Source organism: Streptococcus sp. HMSC10A01 (genome assembly GCF_001807785.1).
GTDB classification, from domain to species: domain Bacteria; phylum Bacillota; class Bacilli; order Lactobacillales; family Streptococcaceae; genus Streptococcus; species Streptococcus gordonii.
This window is the reverse complement of the sequence record NZ_KV790967.1, coordinates 201,806-228,235: the sequence shown is the minus strand read 5'-3', so window position 1 is coordinate 228,235 and position 26,430 is coordinate 201,806. Positions and strand designations below refer to the sequence as shown.

Below are 26,430 nucleotides of genomic sequence, written 5' to 3'. Positions count from 1 at the left end.
ATTACCTCGTTTCGTTTAACTTTTCTTTTAAAATTTGATAATAGTGTCGGGAAACGTGCACTTGTTTATGTGTGTCATAAAATTGGATAGTACTGGTTCCCGAAAATGATTTATCCAAAGCGTAAATAGCCTTGGTATTGGCAATAGTAGACTTTGAAATGCGACAGAAATATACCGGAAGTCTATCTTCTAATTCGTATAGCTTCAATTTGACTTCATAAGCATCATCCCTGCTATGAGCATAAATTTTGGTAGCATCCGTTTCAAAAAATAAAATATTCTTTAAATTGACAAAATATTCACTTGTATCCTTATAGAAAGCTATCGGCTGACGGTTGGCTTGTTCAAGAGCTGCTTGAATCCGAGCCACCTCTTCACCATATTGAGCCGTTCGGATAACGACTTCAGTTTCTGCCATATCTGTATCAAGCTCAATCCTAATCTTCATAGCCACTCCTTTCCTTGCTTCTGACTTCATTATAACAATTTTCAAAAAAGAAACAAGGCATCTTCAGTAAGTGGTTATTTTTGATAACTAAGTGGTTGCTTACCCTTCTCAAAAGATGTTAAGCAAATTTGATTTCTCATCCTAGACTCTCCAATAGATTCGTTTAGTATAAAAGCACGACTTACACATATTGAATATCTGTCTTATTTTATGATCAAAAGAATTTGAAAACTTTTTTCCTTCTGATATAATAGTGCTTCAGGAGGTACTATATGTCTAAACAAAAAATTAATCGCTTTGTCGGATCTATTGGAGCTTTTATTGGGATTCTTGTCTTTATTGCATATATTCCACAAATTATCGCTAACTTGCAAGGAGAAAAAGCTCAACCATTCCAACCACTATTCGCAGCAGTTTCTTGTTTAATTTGGGTAATCTATGGTTGGACCAAAGAACCTAAAAAAGACTGGATCCTTATCATTCCCAATGCGGCGGGAGTGATATTAGGCGGTCTAACTTTTCTTACTTCTTTATAAAAATTATATAAACAAAACCAGCAACCCATGAAAAAGTTGCTGGTTTTCTTTCTGCCGATTGCAGGGATCGAACCTGTGACCTACGCGTTACGAGTGCGTTGCTCTACCAACTGAGCTAAATCGGCGTCTTTTCCCCTTTATTTTAGCATCTTGAGTTTTTTTGTCAAGTTAGAATTTCATAATTTCTTAACCCAAATCAAACAAGGGTTGCTTTTATCCCAAAGTTCAGGAAAAATTTCTAACTTTTTAAAGCCCTGAGCCTGATAAAAAGCGTTAGTTCTGTCATAGGTAGGATAATAACCTGGTGCTACCGTTTTTACTTGCAGATAGGATGCTTTTTGACGAGCAGATTTTTCTAAAACTTCTAGAAGTTGACTACCAATTCCCGCTCTATGATAGAATTTCTTAACAGCTAAGCAGTCAATCTCTGCACAATCTTCACTAGAATAAGATAAGCTTACAAAGCCAGCCAATTTACTCTCCTGATAAGCAACCCAAACTTGTAAATCCCTAGCTCCTTCAATGTAAGCTTGTGTACTTTCAGGTATTCCAAACCATTCTGGTAGATCCTTTAAAACTTCACTGACTGCTATCATCTTTTGTTTTTCTTCCTTCACTTCTTCAATCGCTACCATCTTTAAATCCTTTCATGTTTTAAGCTTTAGGACTAAACATATTTTCCATCTTACGAGCCCGCACTTTCGTAGGCATCCAATCCCCTATCCCAGAGTTTGAGCGAAATGAAAAAGAAAACAAGGGAAATCAGAATCAAACCACCAATGTTAAAGAGCCCATTTTTGTCCTGCAAGAAATAGCTAGCAGGATAGTAGGCTGTAAAAGCAAAAGGAACGATAAAACTAATCAACCAACGAAGAAGCGAATTATAAATCGAAATCGGGTACTTAGCAAAATCATTGAACATATAGAAAATGTAAATCATGGCGCCTGACTGCTTGGTCCAAAAAGCGATACTGGCTGTCGCGATTTTCAAAGAAGTATAAATCAAGGTTGCAAAAGGAATGCAGACTAGAAAAATCAGGAATTTCGGTAGAGTCCAAGCAATGCTAGAGACCGTTGTCGCTAGTAAAATTCCACCAACCAAAAGTTCGCCCAAGGCATCAATCTGAAAGGTCTCAACGAGGATGTGGAAGAGAGGATTGATAGGACGAGTCAGATACTTATCAAACTCTCCCTTTCTCACCAATCGTTGCCCCAGTGCCCAGAGATTGTCAAAAAAGAGATGGTCCAGTCCCTTGGGAATCAAGGAAAATCCATAGATAAAAGCGATTTCTTGGAAAGTCCAACCTTCTAGCGAGGGGATGTGTTGAAAGATGACATTGAGAAACAAGAGGTTCAAACCTTGGGTCAGAAAAACTCCTAGCACACCAACCACAAAATCGACCTTGTATTCCATGATTTGCTTGATATATTGTCTGATAAAAATCAGATGCATGCGTTGATATTTTTTCATACTAACCTCCTTGAATGGTGATGAAAGACTGGACTCGTTTCCAAATCAACTGAGACAGACCCACCATCACTAAGAGCCAGAAAAACTGGAGCAAAAGCGCTTGAAGAATCTGACTAGCATCGTATTTCCCAACAATGATCATGACCGGAGTATAGATCAAAGATGAAAAAGGCAAGAAGGACAGAATATCTGAAACAACCTTAGGAAAGAATGCCAAGGGAATCAAACTTCCAGACATAAAGGCCACTATGGAAGTCTTGAGTAAATTGGAACCCCATAGATTTTTAAACACAAAGGCTGAAAAACCAAAGCAGATATTAAAGAAAAAGTTAATCAGGTAGGCCAACATTAAGCTAAAGAGATAAAGGACAGTTAATCCCAGCACTTCTACAATCCCTTGACCCGATAAGACTTTCATCAAGACAATCACACTCAAGAAAGGAAGTCCGACACTGACAAAAATCAACCACTTGGAACCAAGCTCGGTAAAGAGGTAGGAGGCCGCAAAATGCACTGGTCGCAACAAACGCATGATAATGGAGCCATCCTTGACCTCCTCCCCAATCATAAAGGAAGAATCCGACTTGGTCAAAAGATTGGTCACAAAACTCATGATGATGTAGAGGGTGATATCCGCCATGCTGAAACCCTGAATCAAGGACTCTTGCGAGGAATCAAAGACTGCCTTCCAGAGATAAAAGGCCACAAAAGCGCCCATAACATCGCCAATCCGATAAAGAAGAAAGTTGACTCGATAGGAGATCAACTCCTGAATCCCTGCATTGATAAAGGGTTTATAACGTCTCCACAATTTGACCATCTTAGAGCTCCTTTCGGTAGAAGCGACGGATGATATCCTCAATATCCGTATCCTCCATCTTCAAATCACGGACTTCAAAATCAGACAGGGTTTGCTTGATAATATCAGCCGATTGGTAGCGGGAACTATCAAACTCAATATTGAGGCTATTTCCTTGTCTATCAATGGTCATATCTGGCAGGCCTTCATAGTGAGAAACTAGATGACTTTGACCTGGTAACAGTTCAAAGGAAAGAGTCTTCATCTTGCCAAAGGTTTCCTTGAGCTGGCTGACCGTTCCATCAAAAATCTCCTGCCCCTTATCAATCATAAAAATCCGATCACAGAGTTGCTCAATATCACTCAGGTCATGAGTGGTCAAGAGAATGGTTGTTTCTTCCTCCTGATTGATCTGGGTGATGGCGCGACGAATGTTGTCCTTAACTGCCACATCCAAACCAATGGTCGGCTCATCTAAAAAGAGAACCTTAGGATTGTGGAGCAAGGAAGCTGCAATATCCGCCCGCATCCGTTGCCCCAGTGAAAGAGTGCGTACTGGATCCTTGATAAAGTCCTTCAAATCTAAGACTTCATTCAAAAAGTCCATCCGCTTATGAAAGAGCGTGTCTGGCACATCGTAAATCTCCTTCAAGACCGTGTAAGTCTCTTGCAGAGCCAAATCCCACCACAGCTGGGTTCGTTGCCCAAAGACAACCCCAATATCCTTGACATAGTCTTGACGATTGTCCTGCGGAATCTTGCCGTTAATCCGACAAAAACCAGATGTCGGTTTTAAAATCCCTGTCAGCATCTTAATAGTTGTCGACTTCCCAGCACCATTGGCCCCGATAAAGCCTAAAATCTGCCCTTTGGGAACCTCAAAGGTCAAATCTTTGACCGCTTCAAAGATCTGCTTTTGAGGATGAATAAAGGAGCGCAAAGCTCCTTTCAACCCCGGTTCTTTTACCGTCTTCACAAAATTTTTCTGAAGATGTTCCACTTCTATCATTGTCATATCTATCTCCCCTATCGTAAGGTATAGAAAATCGTATTTTCAAACACAAGTATTCTAAATCCTTACTTTCTGCACCTTCTACATTTTATTATTACAGAAAGCTCTATACCAACCTATTATAGTCCAAGAAAAAATAGAATGCAAGCGTTTGCCTATAGAGCATGAAATTGAAAATTTCTCTCTTAAAATAATACTTTTAATACAAACTTCTGGTTTAATAGTTTCCTTAAAACACCAAAAAACCTACCCTTACGGGCAGGTTTCTGTTTTGTAATGTTCAGCTAGATTAAGCTTTACCTTCTGAACCAAATACGTCAATACGTTCTTCAACAGCTGCTGTAATAGCTTCGAAACCTGGTTTCAAGAATTTACGTGGGTCGAAGAGTTTCTTCTTGTCGTATTCTGCTTCGTTTGCATCGTACTCACGTACAAATTGACGAGTTGCGTTTGCAAATGCGATTTGGCATTCAGTATTTACGTTAACTTTTGCAACACCAAGTTTGATAGCTGCTTGGATTTGATCGTCAGGAATACCTGAACCACCGTGCAATACGATTGGGAAACCTGGAAGAGCTTCTGTCAATTTCTTCAAGTGGTCAAGGTCAAGACCTTCCCAGTTTGCTGGGTATGGTCCGTGGATGTTACCAATACCTGCAGCCAAGAAGTCGATTCCAGTAGCAACCATTGCTTTAGCATCTTCGATTGGAGCCAATTCACCTTTACCGATGATTCCATCTTCTTCACCACCGATAGTACCAACTTCAGCTTCTACTGAGATACCTTTAGCGTGTGCTTTTTCAACAACTTCTTTAGCTAATTTAAGGTTTTCTTCTACTGGAAGGTGTGAACCGTCAAACATGATAGAAGTGTAACCTACTTCGATACACTCAAGTGCATCTTCGTAGTGACCATGGTCCAAGTGAATCGCAACTGGTACAGTGATACCCATTGACTCAACAAGGTTTTCGATAAGGGCTTTACATACTTTGTAACCACCCATGTATTTAGCAGCACCCATTGAAGTTTGGATCAAAACTGGAGCTTTTTTAGCTTCTGCTGCACGCAAAATAGCTTGAGTCCATTCAAGGTTGTTTGTGTTAAATCCACCAACTGCATAACCATTGTCACGAGCTGCTTGGACAAATTTTTCTGCTGAAACGATTGCCATTATAATCGGCCTCCTCTTATTTTTTGTGGTTAAACCACTTACATTGTTTATTTTATCACTTTTTCACTAAAATTGCTAGTTTTTCCTGAAATTTTAAAGAATTGCAGGGAAACCCTTAGCCTTTTTAAGCGTCTCTATTGCAAAAAGAAAAAGCTGGCAAAAGCCAGCTTACTTGATGCGGAGAGAGGGACTTGAACCCTCACGACCTAAAGCGGTCACAGGATCCTTAGTCCTGCGCGTCTGCCAATTCCGCCATCCCCGCGATTGAGTACTTTACTAGTATAACAGGACAGCTAAGGCTTGTCAAGAAAATTTTTGACTTTATTTCAAAAAATCAACCTTCTACTCAATCAACAAGGCTAGGAAATCTAAGCGAAAATGAAGCTAATGCAGGAACACAGAAAACTTAGGGCTGCTGAGTCGCAACAAAGACAGCCACAGTTTGGTCGGGATCGTATTTTTCAAAGTCAAAAGTGTAGCCTCGATGAAGCTCGCCTGTTTCTTCTGCCTGCCAAATCCTCTGCCAAGCATGAAGAATCGCTTGCGGATCCTCCTTATCAGCCTCAAATACTTGATAGGTCTGCTCGGATGTATCAAAATCATAGACGTCCCCATCTGTCAAACGACAGATAGAGAGACTGTAGTCTCCTTTGTAATCACTGGCATAGTCATGATAGACGGCATAGACTGGTTCCCCTTGGGCAAAAGCTTCTTTCACAGCTCCCTCTTGTTCCTGCCAGAGAGTTTGGATTTTTTCTATACAATGCTCATCTTGAAAATTATTAGTACGAATACTAGCTAAAATGTTTAGAAACATCTTCTTCCCTCCTTTTGCTTTCATTATAACATTTCTCTAGAAAAGTCGCTTAGGTCAGACAAAGCTAGTCTATCTCTCCGAGCTCTTTTCTACCGCTGCAGTGATAAAAGCCGTATAAAGGCCTTCAGGTCGGTTCGGACGGCTAGAAAGCTCTGGGTGGTATTGACAGGCCACAAAGAATTTGTTTTCTGGGATTTCCACTATTTCAACCAAGCGATTGTCTGGTGAAACTCCAGAAAATACAAATCCGGCCGCCTCAAACTGCTCGCGAAAATCATTGTTAAACTCATAACGATGACGGTGACGGCGCTGCACGACTTCTTGATGATCGTAAGCTGCTGCTGCCTTAGATCCATGTTTAAGCTTAGAAGGATAGAGCCCCAACCTCAGCGTTCCACCCAAGTCTTCGACATCAATCTGATCACGCATGAGGTCAATGATTGGATACGGTGTGTCTGGATTGAGCTCCGCTGAGTTGGCATCTGCCAGCTCAAGGACGTGACGGGCGAATTCAACACAGGTCAGCTGCATACCCAAGCAAATCCCCAACATAGGCACATCTTGCTCACGCGCATAGCGGATTGCCTGAATCTTACCCTCAGTTCCTCTTTGACCAAAGCCACCCGGAACGATAATTCCATCCGCACTTCCAAGAAGCTCTGCTACATTTTCAGCAGTTACCCGATTCGCATCAATCCAGTCAATCTTTACCTCCGCATCATTGGCATAGCCGGCATGCTTGAGCGCTTCGACAACTGAAATATAGGCATCTGGTAACTCAACATACTTACCGACCAGAGCAATATGGACCTGCTTTTTCAAGTTCATCACTTTTTCTACCATAGCTGACCACTCCGTCATATCCGCTGCCGGCACATCCAGCTTCAGATGGTCGCAAACGATTTGGTCCATTTTTTGGGCCTGCAAATTGAGAGGAATTTGGTAGAGATGCTCTACATCCAGCGACTCAATGACCGCCTCAGGCGCTACATCACAGAATTGAGCTAGTTTATTTTTGATGTTTTGTCCAACTGGTTGCTCTGTCCGAATAACCAGCATATTGGGCTGAATTCCCAGACCTCGCAATTCCTTGACTGAATGCTGAGTCGGCTTGGTCTTCATTTCGCCGGCTGCCTTGAGATATGGGAGAAGGGTTGTATGGATATACATGACATTGTCTGCTCCGACATCTGCCTTCATCTGACGCAAAGCCTCTAAGAAAGGAAGAGACTCAATGTCTCCAACTGTACCTCCGACCTCTGTGATAATCACATCCGAGTCCGTCGTCCTTGCTGCCCGCTTGATCTTGTCCTTGAGAGCATCTGTAATATGCGGAATGACTTGGACCGTCGCTCCCAGATACTCGCCCTTACGCTCCTTGCGAAGGACTTCGCTATAGATTTTACCAGTGGTGACATTGGAGTATTTATTGAGATTGATGTCAATAAAACGCTCATAATGCCCCAGATCCAGATCCGTCTCGGCTCCATCATCTGTGACAAACACTTCCCCATGCTGGTAAGGGCTCATGGTGCCGGGATCAATATTGATATAAGGGTCAAATTTCTGAATCGTAACCTTGAGACCGCGATTCTTTAAAAGCCGACCCAGACTGGCTGCTACAATCCCTTTCCCGATAGAAGAAACCACACCGCCGGTGACAAAAATATATTTAGTTGACATACATGCTCCTTTTCATAAAACAATTCGTTCCAGCAGCATCGCAGTTGCTGGAATCTTACCTATAGGAGGATTTTCCATAATCTATCTGAAAAAGAAAAATAGCTCCCTGAAAACAGGAAGCTCTGACCTCTAAAAGAGGTGCCCGAACAGTATGATATCGCAAACCTAAAAAATTGTCAAATATTTTCAGTCGGTTTTCATCCATTTTCACCAATACTACTGACATTCATTTTAAGCGCTACATCGGATATAGATTCTGCTAAATAGGGCTTGATCATTCTGATTTTTTTAATATTTTTGTAGCATTGATTCACGAGATCGCGAGTGGCAGCCACAGCTACTTCTTGTTCCTGCCAGAGAGCAATGATTGACTTGAAAATTATTAGTCCTCGTACTGCTTAGACTTTTCAAAAACATGAGCGCTCCCTATCTTAGCTTGATTTATGGATGGCTAACAATCATTTCTAGATCGTGACCTTCTAACTTCCAGCTAGCCACATCGCTCGGTAGGATAAAATGGTCTCCCTTATGAATTGGATAGACTTGACCATCTACTGTTAATTGGCCTTGTCCATTTAATACGCTGTTGAGCGTATAGTCAGCTGTTTTAGTGAAATCAGCCTGACCAGTCAGTTCCCACTTGTAGACAGCAAAGAAATCATTGGCAACCAGTAAAGTTGAAGACAGATTATCCACTTGTAAATTGACTGGGCGGCTATTTGCGGGTTCTCCAATATTTAAAACATCAATAGATTTTTCCAGGTGCAATTCACGGAGATTTCCTGCATCAGCCTTGCGGTCAAAGTCGTACACACGGTAAGTTGTATCACTAGACTGTTGAGTTTCTAAAATCAAGATACCTGAACCAATAGCATGCATGGTTCCACTTGGTACATAAAAGAAGTCACCTGCTTTGACTTTTATCTTCGTCAAGAGCTGATCCCAGTTCTTGGATTCGATTTGTTCGCGAAGTTCTTCTTTACTCTTGGCATTGTGGCCATAGATAATCTCTGCACCTTCATCTGCAGCAATAATATACCAACATTCAGTTTTCCCTAGCTCACCCTCGTGCTTCAGGCCATATGCATCATCTGGATGGACTTGAACACTAAGCCAGTCATTAGCATCCAAAATCTTGGTCAAGAGAGGAAAGACCGGCTCAGAACGGTCCCCGAAAAGTTCCCTGTGTTCAGCATAAAGAGTGTCTAATTTTTGACCAGCAAAACGGCCATTTTTCACAGTGGATACACCATTTGGATGGGCTGAAATCGCCCAATATTCACCGACCTTATCACTAGGAATCTCATAGCCAAACTCATCTCTCAGCTTAGTTCCACCCCAAATTTTTTCGTGCATGACTGATTGTAGAAATAATGGTTCTGACATGTCTTACCCCCAAAAAGTACTTTTTCTCTATTATATCAAAAAATGGATAAGCTAAAATAATCTCCCTTCACCTTTCTATATCAAAAATTACAGTAAATTTAGTAATTACTCTTATTTCTAGGACAAATTCAAAAAGCACTGCAATTGCAGTGCTTTCTTCTTTATTCTTGATCTTCTTCAACAAACTGACTGTTGTAAAGATCGGCGTAGAAGCCTCCCAGCTCCATCAGTTGATCGTGATTTCCTTGTTCGATGATATTTCCATCACGCATAACTAAGATCAGATCAGCATTGCGAATAGTGGATAGGCGGTGAGCAATGACAAAGGAAGTCCTGCCTTCCATCAGCTTGTCCATCGCTTTTTGAATCAATTCCTCTGTCCGTGTATCGACTGAGGAAGTCGCCTCATCTAAGATAAGGAGTGGTGCATCTTTGAGCAGAGCCCTTGCAATAGTCAGTAGCTGCTTTTGACCAACAGAAAGGCTGACTGTGTCATCCAGAACTGTATCATAGCCGTCCGATAAGGTCATGATAAAGTGGTGGACACCAACCGCTTTTGCAGCTTCAACAACTGCTTGGTCCGTGATATCTTTCTGATTATAGATCAAGTTTTCTTTAATAGTCCCTTCAAAAAGCCATGTATCTTGTAGAACCATAGAGAAAGCATCGTGAACTTCTGAGCGTTGCATATCCTTGATATCCACACCGTCAATCATGATTTGCCCACGTTCAATATCATAGAACTTCATGAGTAGGTTGACAATTGTTGTCTTACCAGCACCAGTAGGGCCAACAATTGCAATTTTTTGTCCAGCCTTTGCTTCTGCTGAAAAATCATGAATAATAGTCTTATCAGGGTTGTACCCAAAGAAGACATCTTTAAACTGGACATGTCCTTTTACATTTGTTAATTGTTGAAGTTTGTGAGAATCATCTTCCATATCTGCTTCTGCTAGAAACTCAAAGACACGTCCCATAGCTGCACTAGCAGATTGGAGTGTTGTAGTTCCCTGGGCGATTTGGGAAAGAGGTTGAGAAAAAATTCGTACATAGACCATGAAAGCTACAATCGTACCCATGCTAATGGAGCCATTAATAGCCATTGTAGCGCCTACAATCACGACCATCACATATCCAAAATTGCCAACGAAGTTCATCAGAGGAAACATAATTCCTGAAATAAATTGGGACTTCCACATACTAGTATACAGATTTTGATTGAGGGCATTGAAGGCCAGGCGCGTCTTTTCTGCACCATTGTAACTAGTGATAACATTGTGCCCGGAGTACATTTCTTCCACATAACCATTAATAGCTGCTAGATTACTTTGCTGTTCTTGGAAATATATCTGAGATTTCGCCATCAGAACTGCTGAGAAAACAAAACCCAATAAGACCGAACCAATCGTCACAAATGAAAGTACAACATTAGTATAAAACATCATAAAGAGTACAGCAATTAAAAGTAAGACCGAAGAAATCAGAGTCCCCAAGCTCTGTGTCAACGATTGTCCGACTGTATCTACATCATTTGTCACTCGTGATAGGGTATCACCTTGAGAATGACTATCAAAGTAACTTAAGGGCAAGCGATTAATTTTTTCTGCAATCGCAGTTCTCAAGCGTTTTGAAAAGTGCTGAATCATATCCGAAATAGCATAACCCTGCGCATAATTGATAAGAGAACCTACAATATAAAGGAAAGCTAGGAACAAACCTATATTTGAGATAGCTCCCAAGTCCATCTCGCCTACTAGACCATCTGTAATTAAGTTTGTGATTTCACGCAACTTATAAGGACCAAAGACTGTAATAATACTAGAGATGACCGCACCGGTTACTGCAATGACAAAAGGAAGCTGGAAACCTTTAATATAGGGCTTCATCTGGGTAAATAAAGATATTTTTTTATTTTCCATTTTCTAGTTCCTCCTTTGATAATTGAGAATAAGCAATTTCTTGGTACACTTCATTCGTAGCCAACAACTCTTTATGGGTACCTTGTCCAACGACTTTACCATTGTCTAGAACTAGGATTTGATCGGCATCCATAATAGTGGAAATTCGTTGGGCGACAATCAGTTTTGTCATATGTTGGGTCTGTTCTGCCAATTCTTTTCGTAATATACGATCTGTCTTATAGTCCAAAGCAGAGAAAGAATCATCAAATATCAAAATTTCCGGCTTACGGGCCAATGCACGCGCAATAGCCAGACGTTGGCGTTGACCACCAGAATAGTTGGTGCCTCCTTGAGACACTTCAGACTCAAGCCCTGCCTCTTTTTCTTCTACAAATGATTTGGCTTGTGCTAGTTCAAGTGCTGCCCACATTTTCTCTTCATCTAGTGGAGTTTCCACGCTTTCTCCAAAGTCCAAATTTGAAGCAATTGTCCCTGAGAAAAGTACAGCTTTCTGCGGAATATACCCTACCTTATTACGTAGAGCTTTAAGCTCGTAGTCACGAACATCTACACCATCGACTAGAATCCTACCTTCTGTCACATCATAGAAACGAGGTATCAAATTGACAAGGGTTTATTTACCTGAGCCAGTAGATCCGATAAAGGCAACTGTTTCACCAGCTTTAGCAGTGAAACTAACATGCTCAATTACTGCTTCAGAATTTTTGGCATAACGGAAAGAAACATCTTCAAATGTCACTTGTCCTTTACTTTGGCCCTCAGTCTGTGCTTGATCTTTTTCTTTGATACTGCTATCCAGTGCTAACACTTTGTTAATCCGACCAGCCGAAACAAGGGTACGTGGTAAAACAATAAACAAAGCCCCCATCAGCAAGAAGCCAATTACAACCTGCATACCATAAGACATGAAAACAACCATATCACTGAATAGACCAAGCTTATCAGCAGATGCTGCACTATGAATCAAATAAGCTCCAATCCAATAAATAGCCAGCGTTAAACCACTTGAAATTCCGCTCATAATCGGATTGAACAAAGACATGAAGCGGTTAATAAAAATATTAAGGCTAGTTACCTCGTCGTTTGCTGCACCAAATTTTGCATCCTGGTAATCTTCTGCATTATAGGCCCGAACAACCCGAATCCCTGTCAAACTCTCACGTGTCACACTATTTAACTTATCATTCAAGGTTTGTACAATAGATTGCTTTGGAAAAGCCAAAGTCACTAAGACAATCGTCATTAATATAATGGCTGCAACCGCAACCAAAACAGCGATCAACCAAGCATCTGATTTGCCAACGACCTTTGTCATAGCCCAAATCGCCATGATGCTTCCTCGAATAACAACTTGTAATCCCATAGCGATAAACACCTGAATTTGGGTAATATCGTTGGTTGTTCTGGTCAGAAGACTTGGGATAGAGAATTTTTTAATCTCTGAATTAGAATAATCCAAGACACGATTAAAAATATCCTCGCGCAAGCGGGTAGTATAGCTAGAAGCCATCCGAGAGGACACAAAACCAGCTATTACCAAGGAGAATAAGCTGGCAAAGGATAGGCCTAGCATTTTCAAACCTGGCACCCATAGATCTCCTGTCGTTGTCCCCGGTGTCTGTAGTAAGGTTGTAATTTCCGACATATAAGTTGGCACTTCCAACTCTAGATAAACGGTCAGACAGATAAAAACAACTGTCATCAAAATCAGTCCGATTTCTTTTGACGTCAAGCGTTTAAATAATTTAAACATTGGCATCCTCGCTTTCTAATTTCTCAATATTTTGGTGGAATTTCGCCATAACCAGAGTGAAGGTTGCCAATTCTTCTTCTGAAACACCCTGGAGGAGACAGCGATCGATTTCATTAAAAAAATCATGTAACTCTTTTAATTGTTGTTTAGACTGGGCTGTTAAATGAATCATCTTGGCCCTTTTATCTGTCTCGCTTACCTCAAGAAAGATGGATCCATTTTTTTCCATCCGTTTGATTAGATTGCTGGCCACCGACTTAGAAATATCTAACTCATGCTCAATATCCCTAATAAAGGTCGAAAGCCCTCTTTTCGCTCGGTGAGATACGATATGAAGAACTTGACCTTGTGGACCTCCCATAAATTCCATCCCACAAACCTTAGCGCGTTTCTCTATGATCCGTTGAGTTTTTCTGCCAAAGCGTTTGAATTCTAATAAAGGCTTTTCCAATACATGCTCCTTTCCATTTAGTTCTCTTGAGAACAAATAAGTTTCCGTGAGAACTATTCTACCACTTCAAAAGCGAAAGTCAAGAAAAAAGTTTCCGTGAGAACTATATTTTTTTAAAAAAGAAACTGGGAACCAAAGTCCCAGTTCTATCTATTCAAAAAATCTCGCCCTTCACCTATTCTACCCCTCATCAACTCTTCTTTTAATGTTCTAAAAACGTCTATTAAATAGAAAAATGAGGTTCCCTCGTCTCATCTTTACTTTCTTCTTTTCTATGGAAATAGCCACTTAATATGAGGAGCCAATTCGGAAATCTGTTGATGGAGTTCGTTGAAACTAACATCTTTCACATGGTCCAAATTTTAAGAAATGGCACTTGCGTCTTGATCCTTAGGATAAAAATATAGAATTCGAATGTCTGGATCTGCAGACGTCCTATGAGACCGGTAAAGATCATATTCAATCATCTCAATCTCCTGCCATAAGAAGAACTTCTCGCTTTTATCAGATAGGCCTCTCAGTCTCATTCCCGATTGATCCATCTCTAGAATTGGAGGCCTATGATTGGAAATATAGCCTAAAACAAACATCAAAATAGCAATGATCCCCACTCCCCAATAGACCATCTTTAACATAACATCACTTTCTTCAGAAGTCCGACCATTTCTCTCATCCTCTTTGCTGATTGGATTACGATAAATTATTTGATTCGCATTATTCTGACTTTCTGATGCAGTAGTCTGCTTATCTAAAGAGGCAAAAGCCATAGTAAAAAAGATACCGAAGAGCAAGAGAAAGCCTATGAAATAAAAAGTTGAGCCATCGCGCTTATATACTTTCATTCTATCTCCCTATATAAGAATCCCTTCCAAATGATCCAGCTCGTGCTGACAGATTTGAGCCGGAAAGTCTTTCAGAGTTATGGTTTGTGGTTGCCAATTTCGATCTAGGTAATCGACAGTAATTTCTTGATAACGGGTTGTAGATCTGCTACCAAGAAGAGACAGGCAAGCTTCCTCTGTCTGATAAGGACCTGACTTAGCGCGCAAGACTGGGTTAAACATAATGATTGGAACCATCCCATACATGAAAATGATCACGCGCTTCTTAACCCCAATCATATTGGCCGCAAGACCGACACAGTGTTCTTGATTGGCTAGCAGAGTATCCTGCAGATCTTGAGCAAGGTAGAGATCGGATTTTACAGCTACTTCTGATTTTTGCTGTAAAAAGAGAATATCTTTGACAATAGCTTGTTGCATGTTACACCTCATATAATAAAGGCCTGATCAAGTCAGACCTTTACTCCTTTATTTTGCATGTCGTTCGCTGATTTCTTTAGCCAGTACAAAGTTACCCAACGTTGCAGAGCCATTACCAGCTACAGCTGGTGTCACAATATAATCACGAACATCTGGAACAGGAAGATAGCCATTGAGTAGCACTGTGAATTTCTCGCGAACACGGTCCAACATGTGCTGTTGCGCCATTACTCCACCACCAAATACAATCACATCTGGCCGGAAAGTTACAGTAGCTTGAATCGCAGCTTGAGCAATGTAGTAAGCTTGAATATCCCAGACAGAACTGTTCAGCTCAATATTTTCACCACGGACTCCGGTACGAGCTTCCAAGCTTGGACCAGCTGCCAAACCTTCCAAACAGCCATTGTGGAAAGGACAGACACCATTAAATTCTTTTTCTACGTCCATCGGATGCTTAGCTACATAGTAGTGACCCATTTCTGGATGACCAGCACCACCGATAAATTCTCCACGCTGAATCGCTCCAGCTCCAATTCCTGTCCCAATTGTATAATAGACCAGGTTTTCAATACGGCCACCAGCGTTGTTGCGAGCTACCACTTCTCCAAAAGCGGAGCTATTAACATCCGTAGTAAAGTAAATGGGTACATTAAGAGCACGACGAAGGACACCAACAATATCCACATTCGCCCAATGAGGTTTTGGAGTTGTCGTAATAAAACCGTAAGTTTTTGAATTTTGATCAATATCAATTGGTCCGAAAGAGCCAACAGCTAAACCAGCTAAATTATCAAAACGAGAGAAAAATTCAATCGTTTTATCTAAGGTTTCAATCGGTGTTGTAGTAGGAAACTGTGTTTTTTCAACTATTTCAAACTTCTCATCACCAACTGCACAGACAAACTTAGTTCCGCCAGCTTCCAAACTTCCGTATAATTTTGTCATAAAATTCCTCTTCTTTTATGCTATCAGATTTAAGTTAATCAGACTTCCCTGACACTTTTAATCTGATTCGCAAGTTTTTCTTTTTTGCATTCAATTTATTATAGCATATCTCTCGGAAACTATTTCACCAAACTAAACTTTTTTCATGCTTTTTTCAAGACATTTAACCAATAGCCTGCTCCTATAAAAATATCCCCCAAGTTTTCTCGGGGGATTTGTCAATTCGCTTCTTGCTCATAAATCATTGGAAGCTGACTGTATTATTTTTTATGATCATTTTTGATTCTGGTGAGATATCTGTTTGTTCTAGTGTTATAATCGTTTCACCTTTTTCATCCAAAATATGCCAAGCACCATCTTTATGTCCTAGCAAAGCAACACCATTCTCTCCGCTATCTTCATCTTTGTATGTTGTAGAAAATGCCTGATCCACACCCTCTAGCAAGCGCTCCTCTTTCGTACTAAGGGTTACCAAATAGTAAGCTCCTGCTCGAACACCTAGCGCGTACTGATTATCAATCTGAGTGTACTTTTCATAAGCTGATTTGGAAGCTAAGGCGCTACTGAGAGTTTTACTCAATTGTTTCTTCACCTCTTCACTTCTTTCCTCATCCAGAGATTGCATTGTTTTCTGTACAGCTTTGACCTTAGCAACTTCCTGCCTTTTGGCCTCTCTAGCCTGATAAATTAAGAAGGTTCTCACCAAAAATGGAGACCCCAAAACCAAGCCGACAATCATAGCAATGACATTACCTTTTTTCTTCATCCGATCCCCCATGTATCTAGTAAGTAGTATATAAGAAATGTTTCCTTATAACTTATAGCATAACAGAATATTTTTGAGAAAACAATAGGCTGGGACAAAAGTCCTAGCCTCTCAATTGTCTTTGGATTGTCGAGCAAGACGCAGTGGTTGAGTGGGCTCTACTACGCTTATTTCATCAGCTTTTACAGCCCTACTCAACTGTGCGGAGGTGGGACGACGAAATCGAATTCTAACGAATTACCGATTTCTGTCCCACTCTCTATCTTATTCGACGGTTACTGACTTAGCCAAGTTACGTGGCTTATCGACATCCAGACCACGATGCAGGGTTGCATAATAAGCAACAAGCTGGGTTGGAACAACCATAGAAATTGGTGATAGATAAGGGTGTACTTGACTGAGTACAATATCATCATTATCTTTGGCTACATTTTCTTCAGCAATGGTCAATACATTGGCACCACGAGCTGCTACTTCTTGGATATTTCCACGCGTGTGGTTGGCAAGGACAGGATCTGATAAGAGGGCCAGAACTGGTGTTCCTTCTTCAATCAAGGCAATCGTACCATGTTTTAATTCACCAGCTGCAAATCCTTCACACTGAATATAAGAAATTTCTTTAAGCTTGAGGCTGGCTTCCATGGCTACATAGTAATCTTGACCACGACCAATATAGAAGGCATTGCGAGTTGTTCCCAAGAGATTGTCAACCTTGCTCTCAATTAGCTCTTTCTCAGAAAGGGTTGATTCGATAGACTGGGCTACCAAGGATAGTTCATGAACCAGGTCAAAGGCGGCAGCTTTTTCAGAAGCATTGGCGTCTCCTACTGCTTTGGCTAAGAATGCCAAGGCAGCAATTTGTGCAGTATAGGCCTTGGTTGAAGCAACCGCGATTTCAGGACCTGCATGAAGAAGCATGGTATGGTTAGCTTCACGAGACAAGGTTGATCCTGGCACATTTGTAACTGTTAGGCTTGGAATACCCATCTCGTTGGCCTTGACCAAGACCTGACGGCTATCAGCTGTTTCGCCTGACTGACTAATAAAGATAAAGAGTGGTTTTTTACTGAGAAGTGGCATACCGTAGCCCCATTCAGATGAAATTCCTAGCTCAACTGGCGTATCTGTTAATTCCTCAAGCATCTTCTTAGAGGCAAATCCAGCATGGTAAGAAGTACCTGCTGCAAGAATGTAAATACGGTCAGCTTCTTGTACAGCCTTGACGATAGCTGGATCTACGACTACTTGGCCGTTTTCATCTGTATAGGCTTGGATGAGTTTACGCATGACAGTTGGCTGCTCATCGATTTCCTTGAGCATGTAGTAAGGATAGGTTCCTTTACCAATATCAGACAAGTCTAACTCAGCAGTATAACTTTCGCGTTTCTGAAGGTTACCGTCATAGTCCTGAACCTCTACACTGTCTTTACGAACAATAACCAACTCTTGGTCATGGATTTCCATAAATTGATTGGTTTCTCGAATCATGGCCATGGCATCTGAGCAGACCATATTATAGCCTTCTCCCAGACCGACTAGAAGTGGAGATTTATTTTTTGCAACGTAAATGACCTCAGAATCTTCTGAATCAACCAAGGCAAAGGCGTAAGATCCACGGATAATATGAAGGGCTTTTTTAAAGGCCTCTAGTACTGATAAACCGTCTTCTTCAACAAATTTCCCAATCAAATGCACTGCAATTTCAGTATCTGTTTGTCCTTTGAAGTGGTGACCATCAAGGTATTCTTCCTTGATTTCAAGGTAGTTTTCAATCACACCATTGTGAACCAGCACAAAACGTCCTGTCTCAGAGCGATGAGGGTGGGCATTGCTCTCGCTTGGTTTCCCATGAGTAGCCCAGCGAGTATGACCAATACCCGTCGAACCTGCTACATCGATTCCAATTTTAGAACGCAGGTCTGCGATACGACCGACAGATTTGACTAGGCTAGAATTTTTTCCTGTTGTTACAAAAATTCCAGCTGAGTCATAACCACGGTATTCCAATTTTTCCAAACCCTGCATCAAGATATCAGTTGCGTTGCGATTTCCGACAACTCCGACAATTCCACACATACTTACTAATCGAGTGATGTTCCAAGGACATCACTACTCTCCTTTAAAATTGGTATAGTCTGATACATTAGGTATCAAACAAGCAAGAACAGTATATAGTTTTCTTTTTCCCTTGTCAAGCTTTAAAATTGGTATAGCTAAAAAATATAAGATATACTCTCCATCTTAGCCAAGCAAAAACTCTGTTACCAAAGATAACAGAGTCCTCACTCACTCAAAACCATTGTTTTGACTTAATTCTTTAAACCAATAACCTGATTTCTTAATAATTCGTTCTTGAGTTTCCAAATTCAATTCAATCAGACCATAACGGTTTTTATAGCTATTGAGCCAAGACCAGCAATCGATAAATGTCCACATGAGGTAGCCAGTACAGTTGGCTCCGTCTTGAATGGCACGGTGGAGCTGGCGCAGATGGCCTTTGACAAAATCGATACGATAATCATCTTGGATAAAGCCATCTTCACGGAATCTTTCTTCACCTTCGACTCCCATTCCATTTTCCGTCAGCATCCATTCGATATTGCCATAATTTTCTTTGATATTTTGAGCGATATCATAAATCCCTTGCTCGTATATTTCCCAGCCACGGTGGGGATTGATTTTACGACCGGGCATGACATATGGCTCATAGAAATGCTCTGGCAGGAGTGGACTGTCTGGATGCTTGGCAAAACGCGGTGCCATAACCCGCAAAGGCTGGTAGTAATTGACTCCAAGGAAGTCCACGGTGTGCTCGCGAATGAGTTCCAACTCCTCCGCTGTACAATCTGGCAGCAAATCATGCTCAGACAAAATCTTCACTAACTCCTCTGGATAAGTCCCTAAAACAGATGGATCTAAGAAAGATTGGGCTTGGAAGAGGTCCGCAATACGCGCAGCCTTGATATCAGCAGGATGTTGGCTTCGGGGATAAGCCGGTGTCAAGTTTAGGACAATCCCAATCTTAGAGTCAGACAAGATTTCATGACAAGCCTTAACCGCAAGACTACTAGCTAGTTGTGTATGGTAAGCAACCTTAACCGCTGCTTTTGCATCTACCTTGTGGGGATAATGGGCATCATAGAAATAGCCAAACTCCACCGGAACGATGGGCTCATTGAAGGTAATCCATTGATCTACCAAGTCCCCATAGGTCTCAAAACAGAAACGAGCATAATCTTCGTAAGCCTTGATGGTTGCCTTATTTTCCCAACCATCCCCATCTTCTTGAAGGGCAAAAGGCAGGTCAAAGTGGTAGAGATTGACTAAAAGGCGGATTCCCTTAGCCTTAATGGCTTCAAAGACCTGTCTGTAGAAAGCCACTCCTTGAGGATTAACTTCGCCTCGGCCTTGTGGGAAAATCCGTGACCACTGGATAGAAGTTCGGAAGGCTGTATGACCTGTCTCGACTAGAAGATCAATATCTTGCTCCCAATGTTGATAAAAAGTAGATGTTTGTTCTGGTCCGATTTCATTGTAGTAGCGATTGGGCTCCACTTGGTACCAGTAATCCCAGAGATTGTCCCCCTTGCCGTCACCAGACACGTGTCCTTCAGTTTGCGGACCAGATGTGGAAGAACCCCAAACAAAGTCTTTTGGAAATGTAAGCATATGGTTACCTCGCTTTATAAAGTCATCTTCATTATACTCTTTCTGATGGTATAAAAATAGGACCTATTTATTCCAATTTTTCTGCTTTTTAAAGAGAAAAATTCTAAATAGATCCCTAGCTTTATCTGATTCATTAGTCTACTTGCTGGCGGTAGGCCTTTGGCGACTTGCCACAGAGTTTTCTAAATACCTTGTAGAAATATCCAACATTGCTGTAGCCCACTGCATAACAGACATCTTCAATACTGTCATTGGTTGACAAAAGCAACTGTTGGGCCGCCTTAATTCTCTGCTTATTCAGGAGTTCAGCAAAGGTCGAATTGGTCTCACGCTTAATCAACTGTCCTAGATAGACAGGATTGATAAAGAGGTCTTTACTGATATCCTTTAAAGACAGATCCTTTTGATAATCACGACCAATGACTTCTAGAACACTGGCGACATTTTCATTCATACGGTACTGAGCAAATAGATGAGTTAGCTTTTGCTTGATATAGTCTAGCAGGTCCTCAAAGGACATCATGCCTTCAATCTCCTTGATAATGCTAGTCATATCATCCGGTTTCAAATGCTCGAACAAATGATAAACATCCATCATAAACTGGATAAAGAGCTGTTTGGTAATCGATATTCTTGGTGTGTGACTCAAGACGACACCTTTTAGCAAGTCTAATTCGTCCAAAATCTGATTGATATTCCCCTGAATAATCACACGATACATGGGTTCATAGTATTGGAAAAGGGGATCTGCCTGTTGCAGGCCAACCGTCCCATAAAAAACAACTTTCTCAAGATTGGATTTGAATTGTTGCAAATTATCTTTGTAAGGAGGCACCAGCTCTATCTGGTAGAGGCTCTCTTCTTTCGTATGTGATAGGCAAAGATATAAGGTCTGACCAGATACGGAATACGAAGTAGAAGCGATACCTTGAGGTACTCGGCTAGCTCCTAGCCAAATTGTTCCTTCCTTTTCTAACAGTCTAATCAAATCCTCCTCTGATAGATCATCTTGGAAAATTGCTTCCATTTGATGGTGAGAAGATTGGTCAAATTGCTGGGAAATTTTCTCTAAAATAGCTGCAAGCTCAACCTTATTGACAGGTTTGACCAAATAATCAGCCACCTGCAAATTTAGGGCCTTTTTGACATATTCAAACTCCTGATAGCCTGACAAGATGATAAAGGCGAGTTTAGGTAGGCTTTCTTTCATCTGGGCAATCATTTCTAGACCATTCATACCTGGCATATTGACATCGGTGATGACCAAATCAACAGGATGGTTTTTAACATAGTCTAGCGCTTCTTCAGCATCATTGGCTGTTGCCACAACCTCCATATTCCATTTTTCAAAAGGGATGAGAACTTTCAGCCCCTCAGTAATCATGTATTCATCATCGACTAGTAATACTTTATGCATGGTGTTTTCTTATTCATCCTTGATTTCTATAATATAGCGAACTCCCTTATTTTCTCCCGACTCTACAGCAATGCTATAGCGGTCTCCAAAGAAAAGCAAGAAACGTTCGTGGATATTGATAATCCCAATCGAGGTTCTTTTCTCCTTATTTTCCGAATTTTCCAATTGGCGTTTGGCTAAAATTTGCTGAATTTCTGCAAGCTTGTCAGCCTTTATTCCACAGCCATTGTCTTGAACAATAATCTGAACTGCATCAGATTTTTTCAAGACTTTGACACTGATTACATTGTCCTTTCTGCGATAGTCTACGCCGTGGGCAAAATAGTTCTCCACCAAAGGCTGAATGGTAAACTTAGGAATAATCATGCCTTTAAGCTCCTCAGCAATGGTAAAGCCATAAGCAACCGAGTTTGGATGGCGCACCATACAGAGATAGCTGTATTTACGACAGAATTCCAATTCGCTTTCCAGGGTTACCTGCGTCTCATCAGAAATATTGTTTCTCAGCAAGCTGCTAAATTCATAAATAATATCCGCAAGTTCTTCTTGGCTCTTCATAACCGCATACATACGGATAAACTCCAGAGTGTTATACATAAAATGCGGATTAATTTGGGCCTGCAAAGCCCGCATATTGGCATCTTTTTGACTCAGCTGTAGCTGGTAGATGTCATGAATATTGCGGTCGAGATTATCCAACATGGTGTTGGTATTATCAGCAATCAAGAGTAATTCCTGCTCCTTGGTTGCAGTCTCAATCCGTAAGTGACTGTCTCCTTGTCCTATTGATTGGATCGTATCCACCAAATCAATAACCTGGCGCTGATAGTTGCGGAATACTCGTTGCAGAATCAGATAAAGACTGCCTGTTAGAATTGCACTAATACCCACTATGGCAATGGAATTTACTAAACTTCTCTCTAAAACATAATGTTCTGGGACAGCCACTTGAACACCATAGCCATGAGGTGTCTCCTTGACCAGCCAATTCTTACTTTCCCCTTCCCCAAAAGTCAGCATATTTTTTTGAAAGGGTGAGGTAATTTTAACCAGTACAGGGGTTGTATTTCGGATGTTATCAATCGTTTGTTCAAAAACTTGGGAATCAATCGTTAGATAAACGACCCCGATATGGTTGCTGGTGACACTGTCATAAATAGGGATTGGAAAAGCATTCTTAGCTGGCTTATATTTACTAGCTTCAACTTGCATTCCACCTTGTTTTTGACGAGTTGAAACAAAGACTGTCTTGTAATCCTGCAATGCAATATCAAAACCAGCTACAAAATCATTCTGCAGATAAATATCGGCAATATTCTCGTGTAGCGAAACTTCAACGATCCCAAGAAGGCCATTATTTAAACGCCAATAAATGTATTCAGATGGCGACATGGTGAAATAATTATAAACACCTTCCAACTTGGCCTGGTTGCCTACAAGGCTTTTAGTGATTTGAACACCACGCTGATAGTAGGATTCAACTTCGTCAACAAGTCTTGTTGAAATACGCTGAGAAGTTTCTGTTACTTCTTGAACCTTGGACTGCCAGCTGGCATAAGAGATTAACAAAGCTACAAAGCCCACAATGACAAACATGGTCATTGCATAGACTCTTAGCAAGGAATTTAGCCAAAATTTTTTCATGGTTTGTCCACTAATCTAGAAGCAATCAACTGATAGACTGGTTCTAATAAATCACTGATAAAGAAATGCCAAGCGCCCAGAAAGACAAAGAAAACCAAGGCAGGCATGTAATAAAAGATTGCCATAATCATGGCCGTTCCAAATGCAATCTTAAACATTGCTCCAATATTCAAAAACATGCCAATAAAGGAAAGCTTGATCGAATTAACATAAGATAACTCAAAATAAACTTGCAATTTCAAATAAACCGCGTAAGCTAGTGGCAATAGAAGAGCTAAAAGCAGGTTTAAAATACTGATAATCACAGTTAAAATAGACTGAGGAAGCTGGACAAGAAGATAGAGACCATACAAGAAAATTGCCTCAATTGAAAGTAGGGTATAAAAAACCTGATTAGAACGAAGAAAGTTCTCTTTAAATAAAGACCAAGCTTCTTGCCACTTATAAGCTTTATAATCATATCGGTACTGGGCAAAAAGAGTCATTAAAACCGTACTAGCAGGTGCTAGGCCAAACAAGACGCCTCCACAAAGAGTCAGGACTAAAAAAATCCCCGATGCCAGCATAGCCATATAAATTTTTTGAAAAATAAATTCAATAAATTTTCCCATATCCTACCTCTTCTATTTCATCTTCAATCTAAAGTTCATATAAACAAATTATACCATATTTTAGATCCTTACTCTTTTCAAAATTGAACAATCAAACAAGAAAAAACAAGGAGGTCGGGATCTAAATCCCAACCTCAATGTTTACCTCGGCTTATTTTTTAGCAGCCAAAAATTCATCGTATTGTTTTTGCATTTCTTTCAGTACTCTGTCGTAAGCACCTTCAGATTTAAGTTTTTCCATCAATTCTGGAATTGCTTTTTCTGGGTCTACTGTACCAGTGTTAATAGCTGTATCAAATTGTTGCATTGTATTTGTAACAGCTGTGATATCAGATTTAACTGGTTCTGTGTTGAAGATAAATCCAAGAGCTGGTGATTCTTTTGCTTCAGCCAATTCTTTCTTAGAATCTTCGATTTGTTGATCAGTTACATTTTCGTTGATGTAAAGGATCCAGTTGTTACCAGTGTTCCATCCAGACATGTGAGTGTTTCCGTTATAGCCATCCAAGACTTTTACACGGTTTTCTGAACCTTTAACTTTTTCCCAGTTTTCTCCCTCTGGTCCATAAACAAGTCCATTAAGAAGTTCTGGGTTAGTGTTCAATTCGTTCAACACTTGCATTGCTTTTTCTTTGTTCTTAGAGTTGTTTGAGATGACAAAGTTAGCAACTTGAGTTGTTTGGTTTTTCTTGATGAATTTAGTAATTGGTTTGATTTCGATCTTACGGTTTGCTACACGTGAAAGTAAGCTATTACCATAGTCAGCAGGACCTACTGTTTCTTCACGAACAAGCCATGTATCGCTGTTGTGTTCGTAAGTGGTATCACTTGTTGCTACGTCTTTAGGAATGTATCCAGCATTGTAGAATTTGTGAAGAGTCTTCAAGTGTTCTACGAAGCGAGGAACTTCATAACGGTTGACGATCTTAGTAGTGTCGCCTTCCATATCGATAACAAATGGAAGACCGTTTGCTACTGGGTAGTCAAAGTTTTCTGATGGAATGAAGTTTTTACCAATTGCAAATGGTACAACGTTTGGATCTTTTTCTTTGATTGCTTTCAAAACAGGTTCAAGTGTTTCATATGAATTCACGTTTGAAATGTCAATTCCATATTTTTCCAAAAGAGGACCGTTGAAAGCAAAGTTTTGTGATGATGCAACGTTAGCCGCTACTGGAACAGCATAGATCTTACCATTTACAGTGTTACCTTTGATGTAAGCAGGGTCGAGAGCTTTATAAAGTTCTTTTCCTTCTTTCTTATAAAGGTCTGTCAAGTCAGCATATGCACCTTTTTGAGCAGTTACAACATAGTTATCAGCAAAAGCGATATCATAGTTTTCACCAGATGAAGTAATTACAGACATCTTCTTACTGTAGTCACCCCAACCAAGGTATTGCATTTCTAATTTAGCATTAACTTTCTTTTCCAAGATCTTGTTAGCATTTTCCAACAATTTGTCCAAGTTGTCTGGTTTATCACCGATTTGGTACATCTTAATGGTTGTTGGACCATTTTCTGAACTAGATGATTTACTGCTACCGCAGGCCGCCAAAGCTGTAATCAAGAGTGCGCTGGCTGAGAAGAGTGCGACTTTTTGCCACTTTTTCATAAGAAAAACTCCTTTATTTTTATTTTTTGATAAACAATTTAATGAACTGATAAGCTCAGTTACGAAGCTGACTTCAAGGAAGTCCAAACATGACAGGCAGGTTTAGGATTTTTATTCCTTGACCCCACCAATCGTTAAACCTTTTACGAAATAACGTTGGAAGAATGGGTAGAGCATTGCAATTGGCAAGGTTGCCACAACCACCATGGCCATACGACCAGTTTCTTTAGGCAGTCCACTGGCTGCCCCAACAACTTGTGATGACAGACCTGCTGATTTTGCGATATAGTCCATATTTGATTGGATTTGCATCAGCAAGTATTGCAAAGGATAGAAATCTGGATTTTTGATATAAAGCAAGGCATTGAACCAGTCATTCCAATAAGCTAGAGCTGTGAAGAGACTGATTGTTGCAATACCTGGTAGAGCAAGTGGTAAACAAATTTGGAAGAAAATCCGTGTTTCACTTGCACCATCAATCTTAGCGGATTCAAGAATTGCTTCTGGAATCGTCCGTTTAAAGAAGGTCCGCATCAAGATGATGTTAAATGGAGAGAGCAACATTGGTATAATCAAGGCTGCAATTGTATCTCCGATTCGTAGCAACTGAGTTACCACGATGTAACCTGGAATCATACCTGCATTAAAGAGCATGGTAATCAAAGCAAATACTGTAAAGAAGCGTTTGTATTTAAATGTCCTTCTAGAAATTGCATATGCGTATGTCGTTGTCATGAAGACATTGACGCTGGTACCGACAGCTGTCACAAACAGAGTGATAAAAAGGGAGTTTAAAATTTTGTCCTTAAACTGTACTAGGAAAAGATAACCGTCAAAGCCAAATTTAGATGGCCAGAAGCTGAAACCATTCGTCGCTATTACAGACTCATTTGTAATAGAAATCATAATAACGAAGATAAATGGTAGGATACAAGATAGGGCAATAATCCCGATTAAAATACTGAAAAATAAGTTAGCTGGCTTACTGAAAGCATGGATACCAACGTTATCGATTTTTTCTTTTTTGATTTTTTCCGATTTTTTCATTGGTT

General features: G+C 40.5%; 23 protein-coding genes, 2 tRNA genes and 1 pseudogene. 1 reads left to right on the top strand and 25 read right to left on the bottom strand.

What is annotated here, in order from left to right:
- Position 1 precedes the first annotated feature (1 nt).
- Positions 2 to 478: a LytTR family DNA-binding domain-containing protein gene (locus tag HMPREF3108_RS04470; RefSeq protein WP_083277169.1), complete on the bottom strand. Its 477-nt coding sequence runs from the start codon at positions 476 to 478 to the stop codon at positions 2 to 4.
- Between the two features lie 242 nt (positions 479 to 720).
- On the opposite strand from HMPREF3108_RS04470, the gene HMPREF3108_RS04465 reads away from it, so the two are divergent.
- Entirely contained in the window at positions 721 to 984 is a 264-nt protein-coding gene (locus HMPREF3108_RS04465) for a SemiSWEET family transporter (RefSeq protein WP_002902394.1), read from the top strand.
- Positions 985 to 1,036: 52 nt separating this feature from the next.
- Here the strand turns inward: HMPREF3108_RS04465 and HMPREF3108_RS04460 are convergent.
- The 24 genes and pseudogenes from HMPREF3108_RS04460 to HMPREF3108_RS04345 all read right to left on the bottom strand — a co-directional run bounded on the left by HMPREF3108_RS04460 (position 1,037) and on the right by HMPREF3108_RS04345 (position 26,425).
- A tRNA-Thr gene (locus tag HMPREF3108_RS04460) sits at positions 1,037 to 1,109 on the bottom strand.
- A gap of 51 nt (positions 1,110 to 1,160) precedes the next feature.
- Positions 1,161 to 1,619, bottom strand: coding sequence for a GNAT family N-acetyltransferase (locus HMPREF3108_RS04455; RefSeq protein WP_002902392.1), 459 nt, complete (start codon positions 1,617 to 1,619; stop codon positions 1,161 to 1,163).
- A 50-nt stretch (positions 1,620 to 1,669) separates the two neighbouring features.
- Entirely contained in the window at positions 1,670 to 2,455 is a 786-nt protein-coding gene (locus HMPREF3108_RS04450; RefSeq protein WP_045504209.1) for an ABC transporter permease, read from the bottom strand.
- 1 nt (position 2,456) lies between these two features.
- Complete coding sequence (locus HMPREF3108_RS04445) at positions 2,457 to 3,275, bottom strand: ABC transporter permease (protein ID WP_048777808.1); 819 nt, start codon at positions 3,273 to 3,275, stop codon at positions 2,457 to 2,459.
- 1 nt (position 3,276) lies between these two features.
- Positions 3,277 to 4,269, bottom strand: coding sequence for an ABC transporter ATP-binding protein (locus HMPREF3108_RS04440; RefSeq protein WP_048777806.1), 993 nt, complete (start codon positions 4,267 to 4,269; stop codon positions 3,277 to 3,279).
- A gap of 286 nt (positions 4,270 to 4,555) precedes the next feature.
- Entirely contained in the window at positions 4,556 to 5,437 is an 882-nt protein-coding gene (locus tag HMPREF3108_RS04435) for a class II fructose-bisphosphate aldolase (protein ID WP_008809690.1), read from the bottom strand.
- A gap of 176 nt (positions 5,438 to 5,613) precedes the next feature.
- Positions 5,614 to 5,699, bottom strand: a tRNA-Leu gene (locus HMPREF3108_RS04430).
- A 144-nt stretch (positions 5,700 to 5,843) separates the two neighbouring features.
- Positions 5,844 to 6,254, bottom strand: a complete 411-nt coding sequence (locus HMPREF3108_RS04425; RefSeq protein ID WP_012130784.1) for a GyrI-like domain-containing protein — start codon at positions 6,252 to 6,254, stop codon at positions 5,844 to 5,846.
- A 69-nt stretch (positions 6,255 to 6,323) separates the two neighbouring features.
- Positions 6,324 to 7,937, bottom strand: a complete 1,614-nt coding sequence (locus HMPREF3108_RS04420) for a CTP synthase (protein ID WP_060970818.1) — start codon at positions 7,935 to 7,937, stop codon at positions 6,324 to 6,326.
- A gap of 441 nt (positions 7,938 to 8,378) precedes the next feature.
- Positions 8,379 to 9,323 carry a mannose-6-phosphate isomerase, class I gene (gene manA / locus HMPREF3108_RS04415; RefSeq protein WP_070493443.1) on the bottom strand — a complete coding sequence of 315 codons (945 nt, stop codon included), beginning with the start codon at positions 9,321 to 9,323 and terminating at the stop codon, positions 8,379 to 8,381.
- Positions 9,324 to 9,484: 161 nt separating this feature from the next.
- Positions 9,485 to 11,242, bottom strand: a complete 1,758-nt coding sequence (locus HMPREF3108_RS04410) for an ABC transporter ATP-binding protein (protein ID WP_070493440.1) — start codon at positions 11,240 to 11,242, stop codon at positions 9,485 to 9,487.
- Positions 11,232 to 12,998: pseudogene (locus HMPREF3108_RS04405) on the bottom strand (ABC transporter ATP-binding protein). Before HMPREF3108_RS04405 ends, HMPREF3108_RS04410 begins: the two are co-directional and overlap by 11 nt.
- On the bottom strand, positions 12,991 to 13,449 hold the full coding sequence (locus HMPREF3108_RS04400; protein WP_012130789.1) for a MarR family winged helix-turn-helix transcriptional regulator: 459 nt from the start codon (positions 13,447 to 13,449) through the stop codon (positions 12,991 to 12,993). Before HMPREF3108_RS04400 ends, HMPREF3108_RS04405 begins: the two are co-directional and overlap by 8 nt.
- 362 nt (positions 13,450 to 13,811) lie before the next feature.
- Positions 13,812 to 14,291, bottom strand: a complete 480-nt coding sequence (locus tag HMPREF3108_RS04395) for a hypothetical protein (protein ID WP_256262218.1) — start codon at positions 14,289 to 14,291, stop codon at positions 13,812 to 13,814.
- Between the two features lie 9 nt (positions 14,292 to 14,300).
- A complete protein-coding gene (locus tag HMPREF3108_RS04390; RefSeq protein ID WP_061593378.1) occupies positions 14,301 to 14,711 on the bottom strand; it encodes a peptide deformylase in 411 nt (136 codons plus the stop codon).
- A 48-nt stretch (positions 14,712 to 14,759) separates the two neighbouring features.
- Positions 14,760 to 15,659, bottom strand: a complete 900-nt coding sequence (scrK, locus tag HMPREF3108_RS04385; protein ID WP_070493436.1) for a fructokinase ScrK — start codon at positions 15,657 to 15,659, stop codon at positions 14,760 to 14,762.
- Positions 15,660 to 15,900: 241 nt separating this feature from the next.
- Positions 15,901 to 16,425: a hypothetical protein gene (locus HMPREF3108_RS04380; RefSeq protein ID WP_070493486.1), complete on the bottom strand. Its 525-nt coding sequence runs from the start codon at positions 16,423 to 16,425 to the stop codon at positions 15,901 to 15,903.
- A gap of 264 nt (positions 16,426 to 16,689) precedes the next feature.
- Positions 16,690 to 18,501 carry a glutamine--fructose-6-phosphate transaminase (isomerizing) gene (gene glmS / locus HMPREF3108_RS04375; RefSeq protein WP_070493433.1) on the bottom strand — a complete coding sequence of 604 codons (1,812 nt, stop codon included), beginning with the start codon at positions 18,499 to 18,501 and terminating at the stop codon, positions 16,690 to 16,692.
- 210 nt (positions 18,502 to 18,711) lie between these two features.
- Positions 18,712 to 20,094, bottom strand: a complete 1,383-nt coding sequence (locus HMPREF3108_RS04370) for a glycoside hydrolase family 1 protein (protein ID WP_045634070.1) — start codon at positions 20,092 to 20,094, stop codon at positions 18,712 to 18,714.
- Between the two features lie 133 nt (positions 20,095 to 20,227).
- The gene (locus tag HMPREF3108_RS04365) at positions 20,228 to 21,511 is read right to left on the bottom strand and encodes a response regulator transcription factor (RefSeq protein ID WP_012130797.1); all 1,284 of its coding nucleotides are present in this window, start codon (positions 21,509 to 21,511) and stop codon (positions 20,228 to 20,230) included.
- Between the two features lie 9 nt (positions 21,512 to 21,520).
- Positions 21,521 to 23,155, bottom strand: coding sequence for a sensor histidine kinase (locus tag HMPREF3108_RS04360; protein WP_070493430.1), 1,635 nt, complete (start codon positions 23,153 to 23,155; stop codon positions 21,521 to 21,523).
- Positions 23,152 to 23,766 (bottom strand): YesL family protein, encoded by a 615-nt coding sequence (locus HMPREF3108_RS04355; RefSeq protein WP_048774673.1) that lies wholly within the window; start codon positions 23,764 to 23,766, stop codon positions 23,152 to 23,154. The genes HMPREF3108_RS04360 and HMPREF3108_RS04355 overlap by 4 nt, the downstream gene beginning before the upstream one ends.
- A gap of 151 nt (positions 23,767 to 23,917) precedes the next feature.
- Positions 23,918 to 25,378 carry an ABC transporter substrate-binding protein gene (locus HMPREF3108_RS04350; RefSeq protein ID WP_012130800.1) on the bottom strand — a complete coding sequence of 487 codons (1,461 nt, stop codon included), beginning with the start codon at positions 25,376 to 25,378 and terminating at the stop codon, positions 23,918 to 23,920.
- Between the two features lie 111 nt (positions 25,379 to 25,489).
- Positions 25,490 to 26,425: a carbohydrate ABC transporter permease gene (locus HMPREF3108_RS04345; RefSeq protein WP_048774672.1), complete on the bottom strand. Its 936-nt coding sequence runs from the start codon at positions 26,423 to 26,425 to the stop codon at positions 25,490 to 25,492.
- Positions 26,426 to 26,430 lie beyond the last annotated feature (5 nt).

Bases quoted from the DNA above. Each gene is read 5' to 3' on its own strand.
- HMPREF3108_RS04465 (WP_002902394.1), top strand. From the start codon at position 721: ATGTCTAAACAAAAAATTAATCGCTTTGTCGGATCTATTGGAGCTTTT.
- HMPREF3108_RS04420 (WP_060970818.1), bottom strand. From the start codon at position 7,937: ATGTCAACTAAATATATTTTTGTCACCGGCGGTGTGGTTTCTTCTATC.
- HMPREF3108_RS04435 (WP_008809690.1), bottom strand. From the start codon at position 5,437: ATGGCAATCGTTTCAGCAGAAAAATTTGTCCAAGCAGCTCGTGACAAT.
- HMPREF3108_RS04445 (WP_048777808.1), bottom strand. From the start codon at position 3,275: ATGGTCAAATTGTGGAGACGTTATAAACCCTTTATCAATGCAGGGATT.
- HMPREF3108_RS04345 (WP_048774672.1), bottom strand. From the start codon at position 26,425: ATGAAAAAATCGGAAAAAATCAAAAAAGAAAAAATCGATAACGTTGGT.
- HMPREF3108_RS04395 (WP_256262218.1), bottom strand. From the start codon at position 14,291: ATGAAAGTATATAAGCGCGATGGCTCAACTTTTTATTTCATAGGCTTT.
- glmS (WP_070493433.1), bottom strand. From the start codon at position 18,501: ATGTGTGGAATTGTCGGAGTTGTCGGAAATCGCAACGCAACTGATATC.
- HMPREF3108_RS04455 (WP_002902392.1), bottom strand. From the start codon at position 1,619: ATGGTAGCGATTGAAGAAGTGAAGGAAGAAAAACAAAAGATGATAGCA.
- HMPREF3108_RS04470 (WP_083277169.1), bottom strand. From the start codon at position 478: ATGAAGTCAGAAGCAAGGAAAGGAGTGGCTATGAAGATTAGGATTGAG.
- HMPREF3108_RS04365 (WP_012130797.1), bottom strand. From the start codon at position 21,511: ATGCATAAAGTATTACTAGTCGATGATGAATACATGATTACTGAGGGG.
- HMPREF3108_RS04350 (WP_012130800.1), bottom strand. From the start codon at position 25,378: ATGAAAAAGTGGCAAAAAGTCGCACTCTTCTCAGCCAGCGCACTCTTG.
- HMPREF3108_RS04450 (WP_045504209.1), bottom strand. From the start codon at position 2,455: ATGAAAAAATATCAACGCATGCATCTGATTTTTATCAGACAATATATC.
- HMPREF3108_RS04410 (WP_070493440.1), bottom strand. From the start codon at position 11,242: ATGGAAAATAAAAAAATATCTTTATTTACCCAGATGAAGCCCTATATT.
- HMPREF3108_RS04390 (WP_061593378.1), bottom strand. From the start codon at position 14,711: ATGCAACAAGCTATTGTCAAAGATATTCTCTTTTTACAGCAAAAATCA.
- HMPREF3108_RS04355 (WP_048774673.1), bottom strand. From the start codon at position 23,766: ATGGGAAAATTTATTGAATTTATTTTTCAAAAAATTTATATGGCTATG.
- HMPREF3108_RS04380 (WP_070493486.1), bottom strand. From the start codon at position 16,425: ATGAAGAAAAAAGGTAATGTCATTGCTATGATTGTCGGCTTGGTTTTG.
- HMPREF3108_RS04360 (WP_070493430.1), bottom strand. From the start codon at position 23,155: ATGAAAAAATTTTGGCTAAATTCCTTGCTAAGAGTCTATGCAATGACC.
- HMPREF3108_RS04425 (WP_012130784.1), bottom strand. From the start codon at position 6,254: ATGTTTCTAAACATTTTAGCTAGTATTCGTACTAATAATTTTCAAGAT.
- scrK (WP_070493436.1), bottom strand. From the start codon at position 15,659: ATGACAAAATTATACGGAAGTTTGGAAGCTGGCGGAACTAAGTTTGTC.
- HMPREF3108_RS04370 (WP_045634070.1), bottom strand. From the start codon at position 20,094: ATGCTTACATTTCCAAAAGACTTTGTTTGGGGTTCTTCCACATCTGGT.
- HMPREF3108_RS04440 (WP_048777806.1), bottom strand. From the start codon at position 4,269: ATGACAATGATAGAAGTGGAACATCTTCAGAAAAATTTTGTGAAGACG.
- manA (WP_070493443.1), bottom strand. From the start codon at position 9,323: ATGTCAGAACCATTATTTCTACAATCAGTCATGCACGAAAAAATTTGG.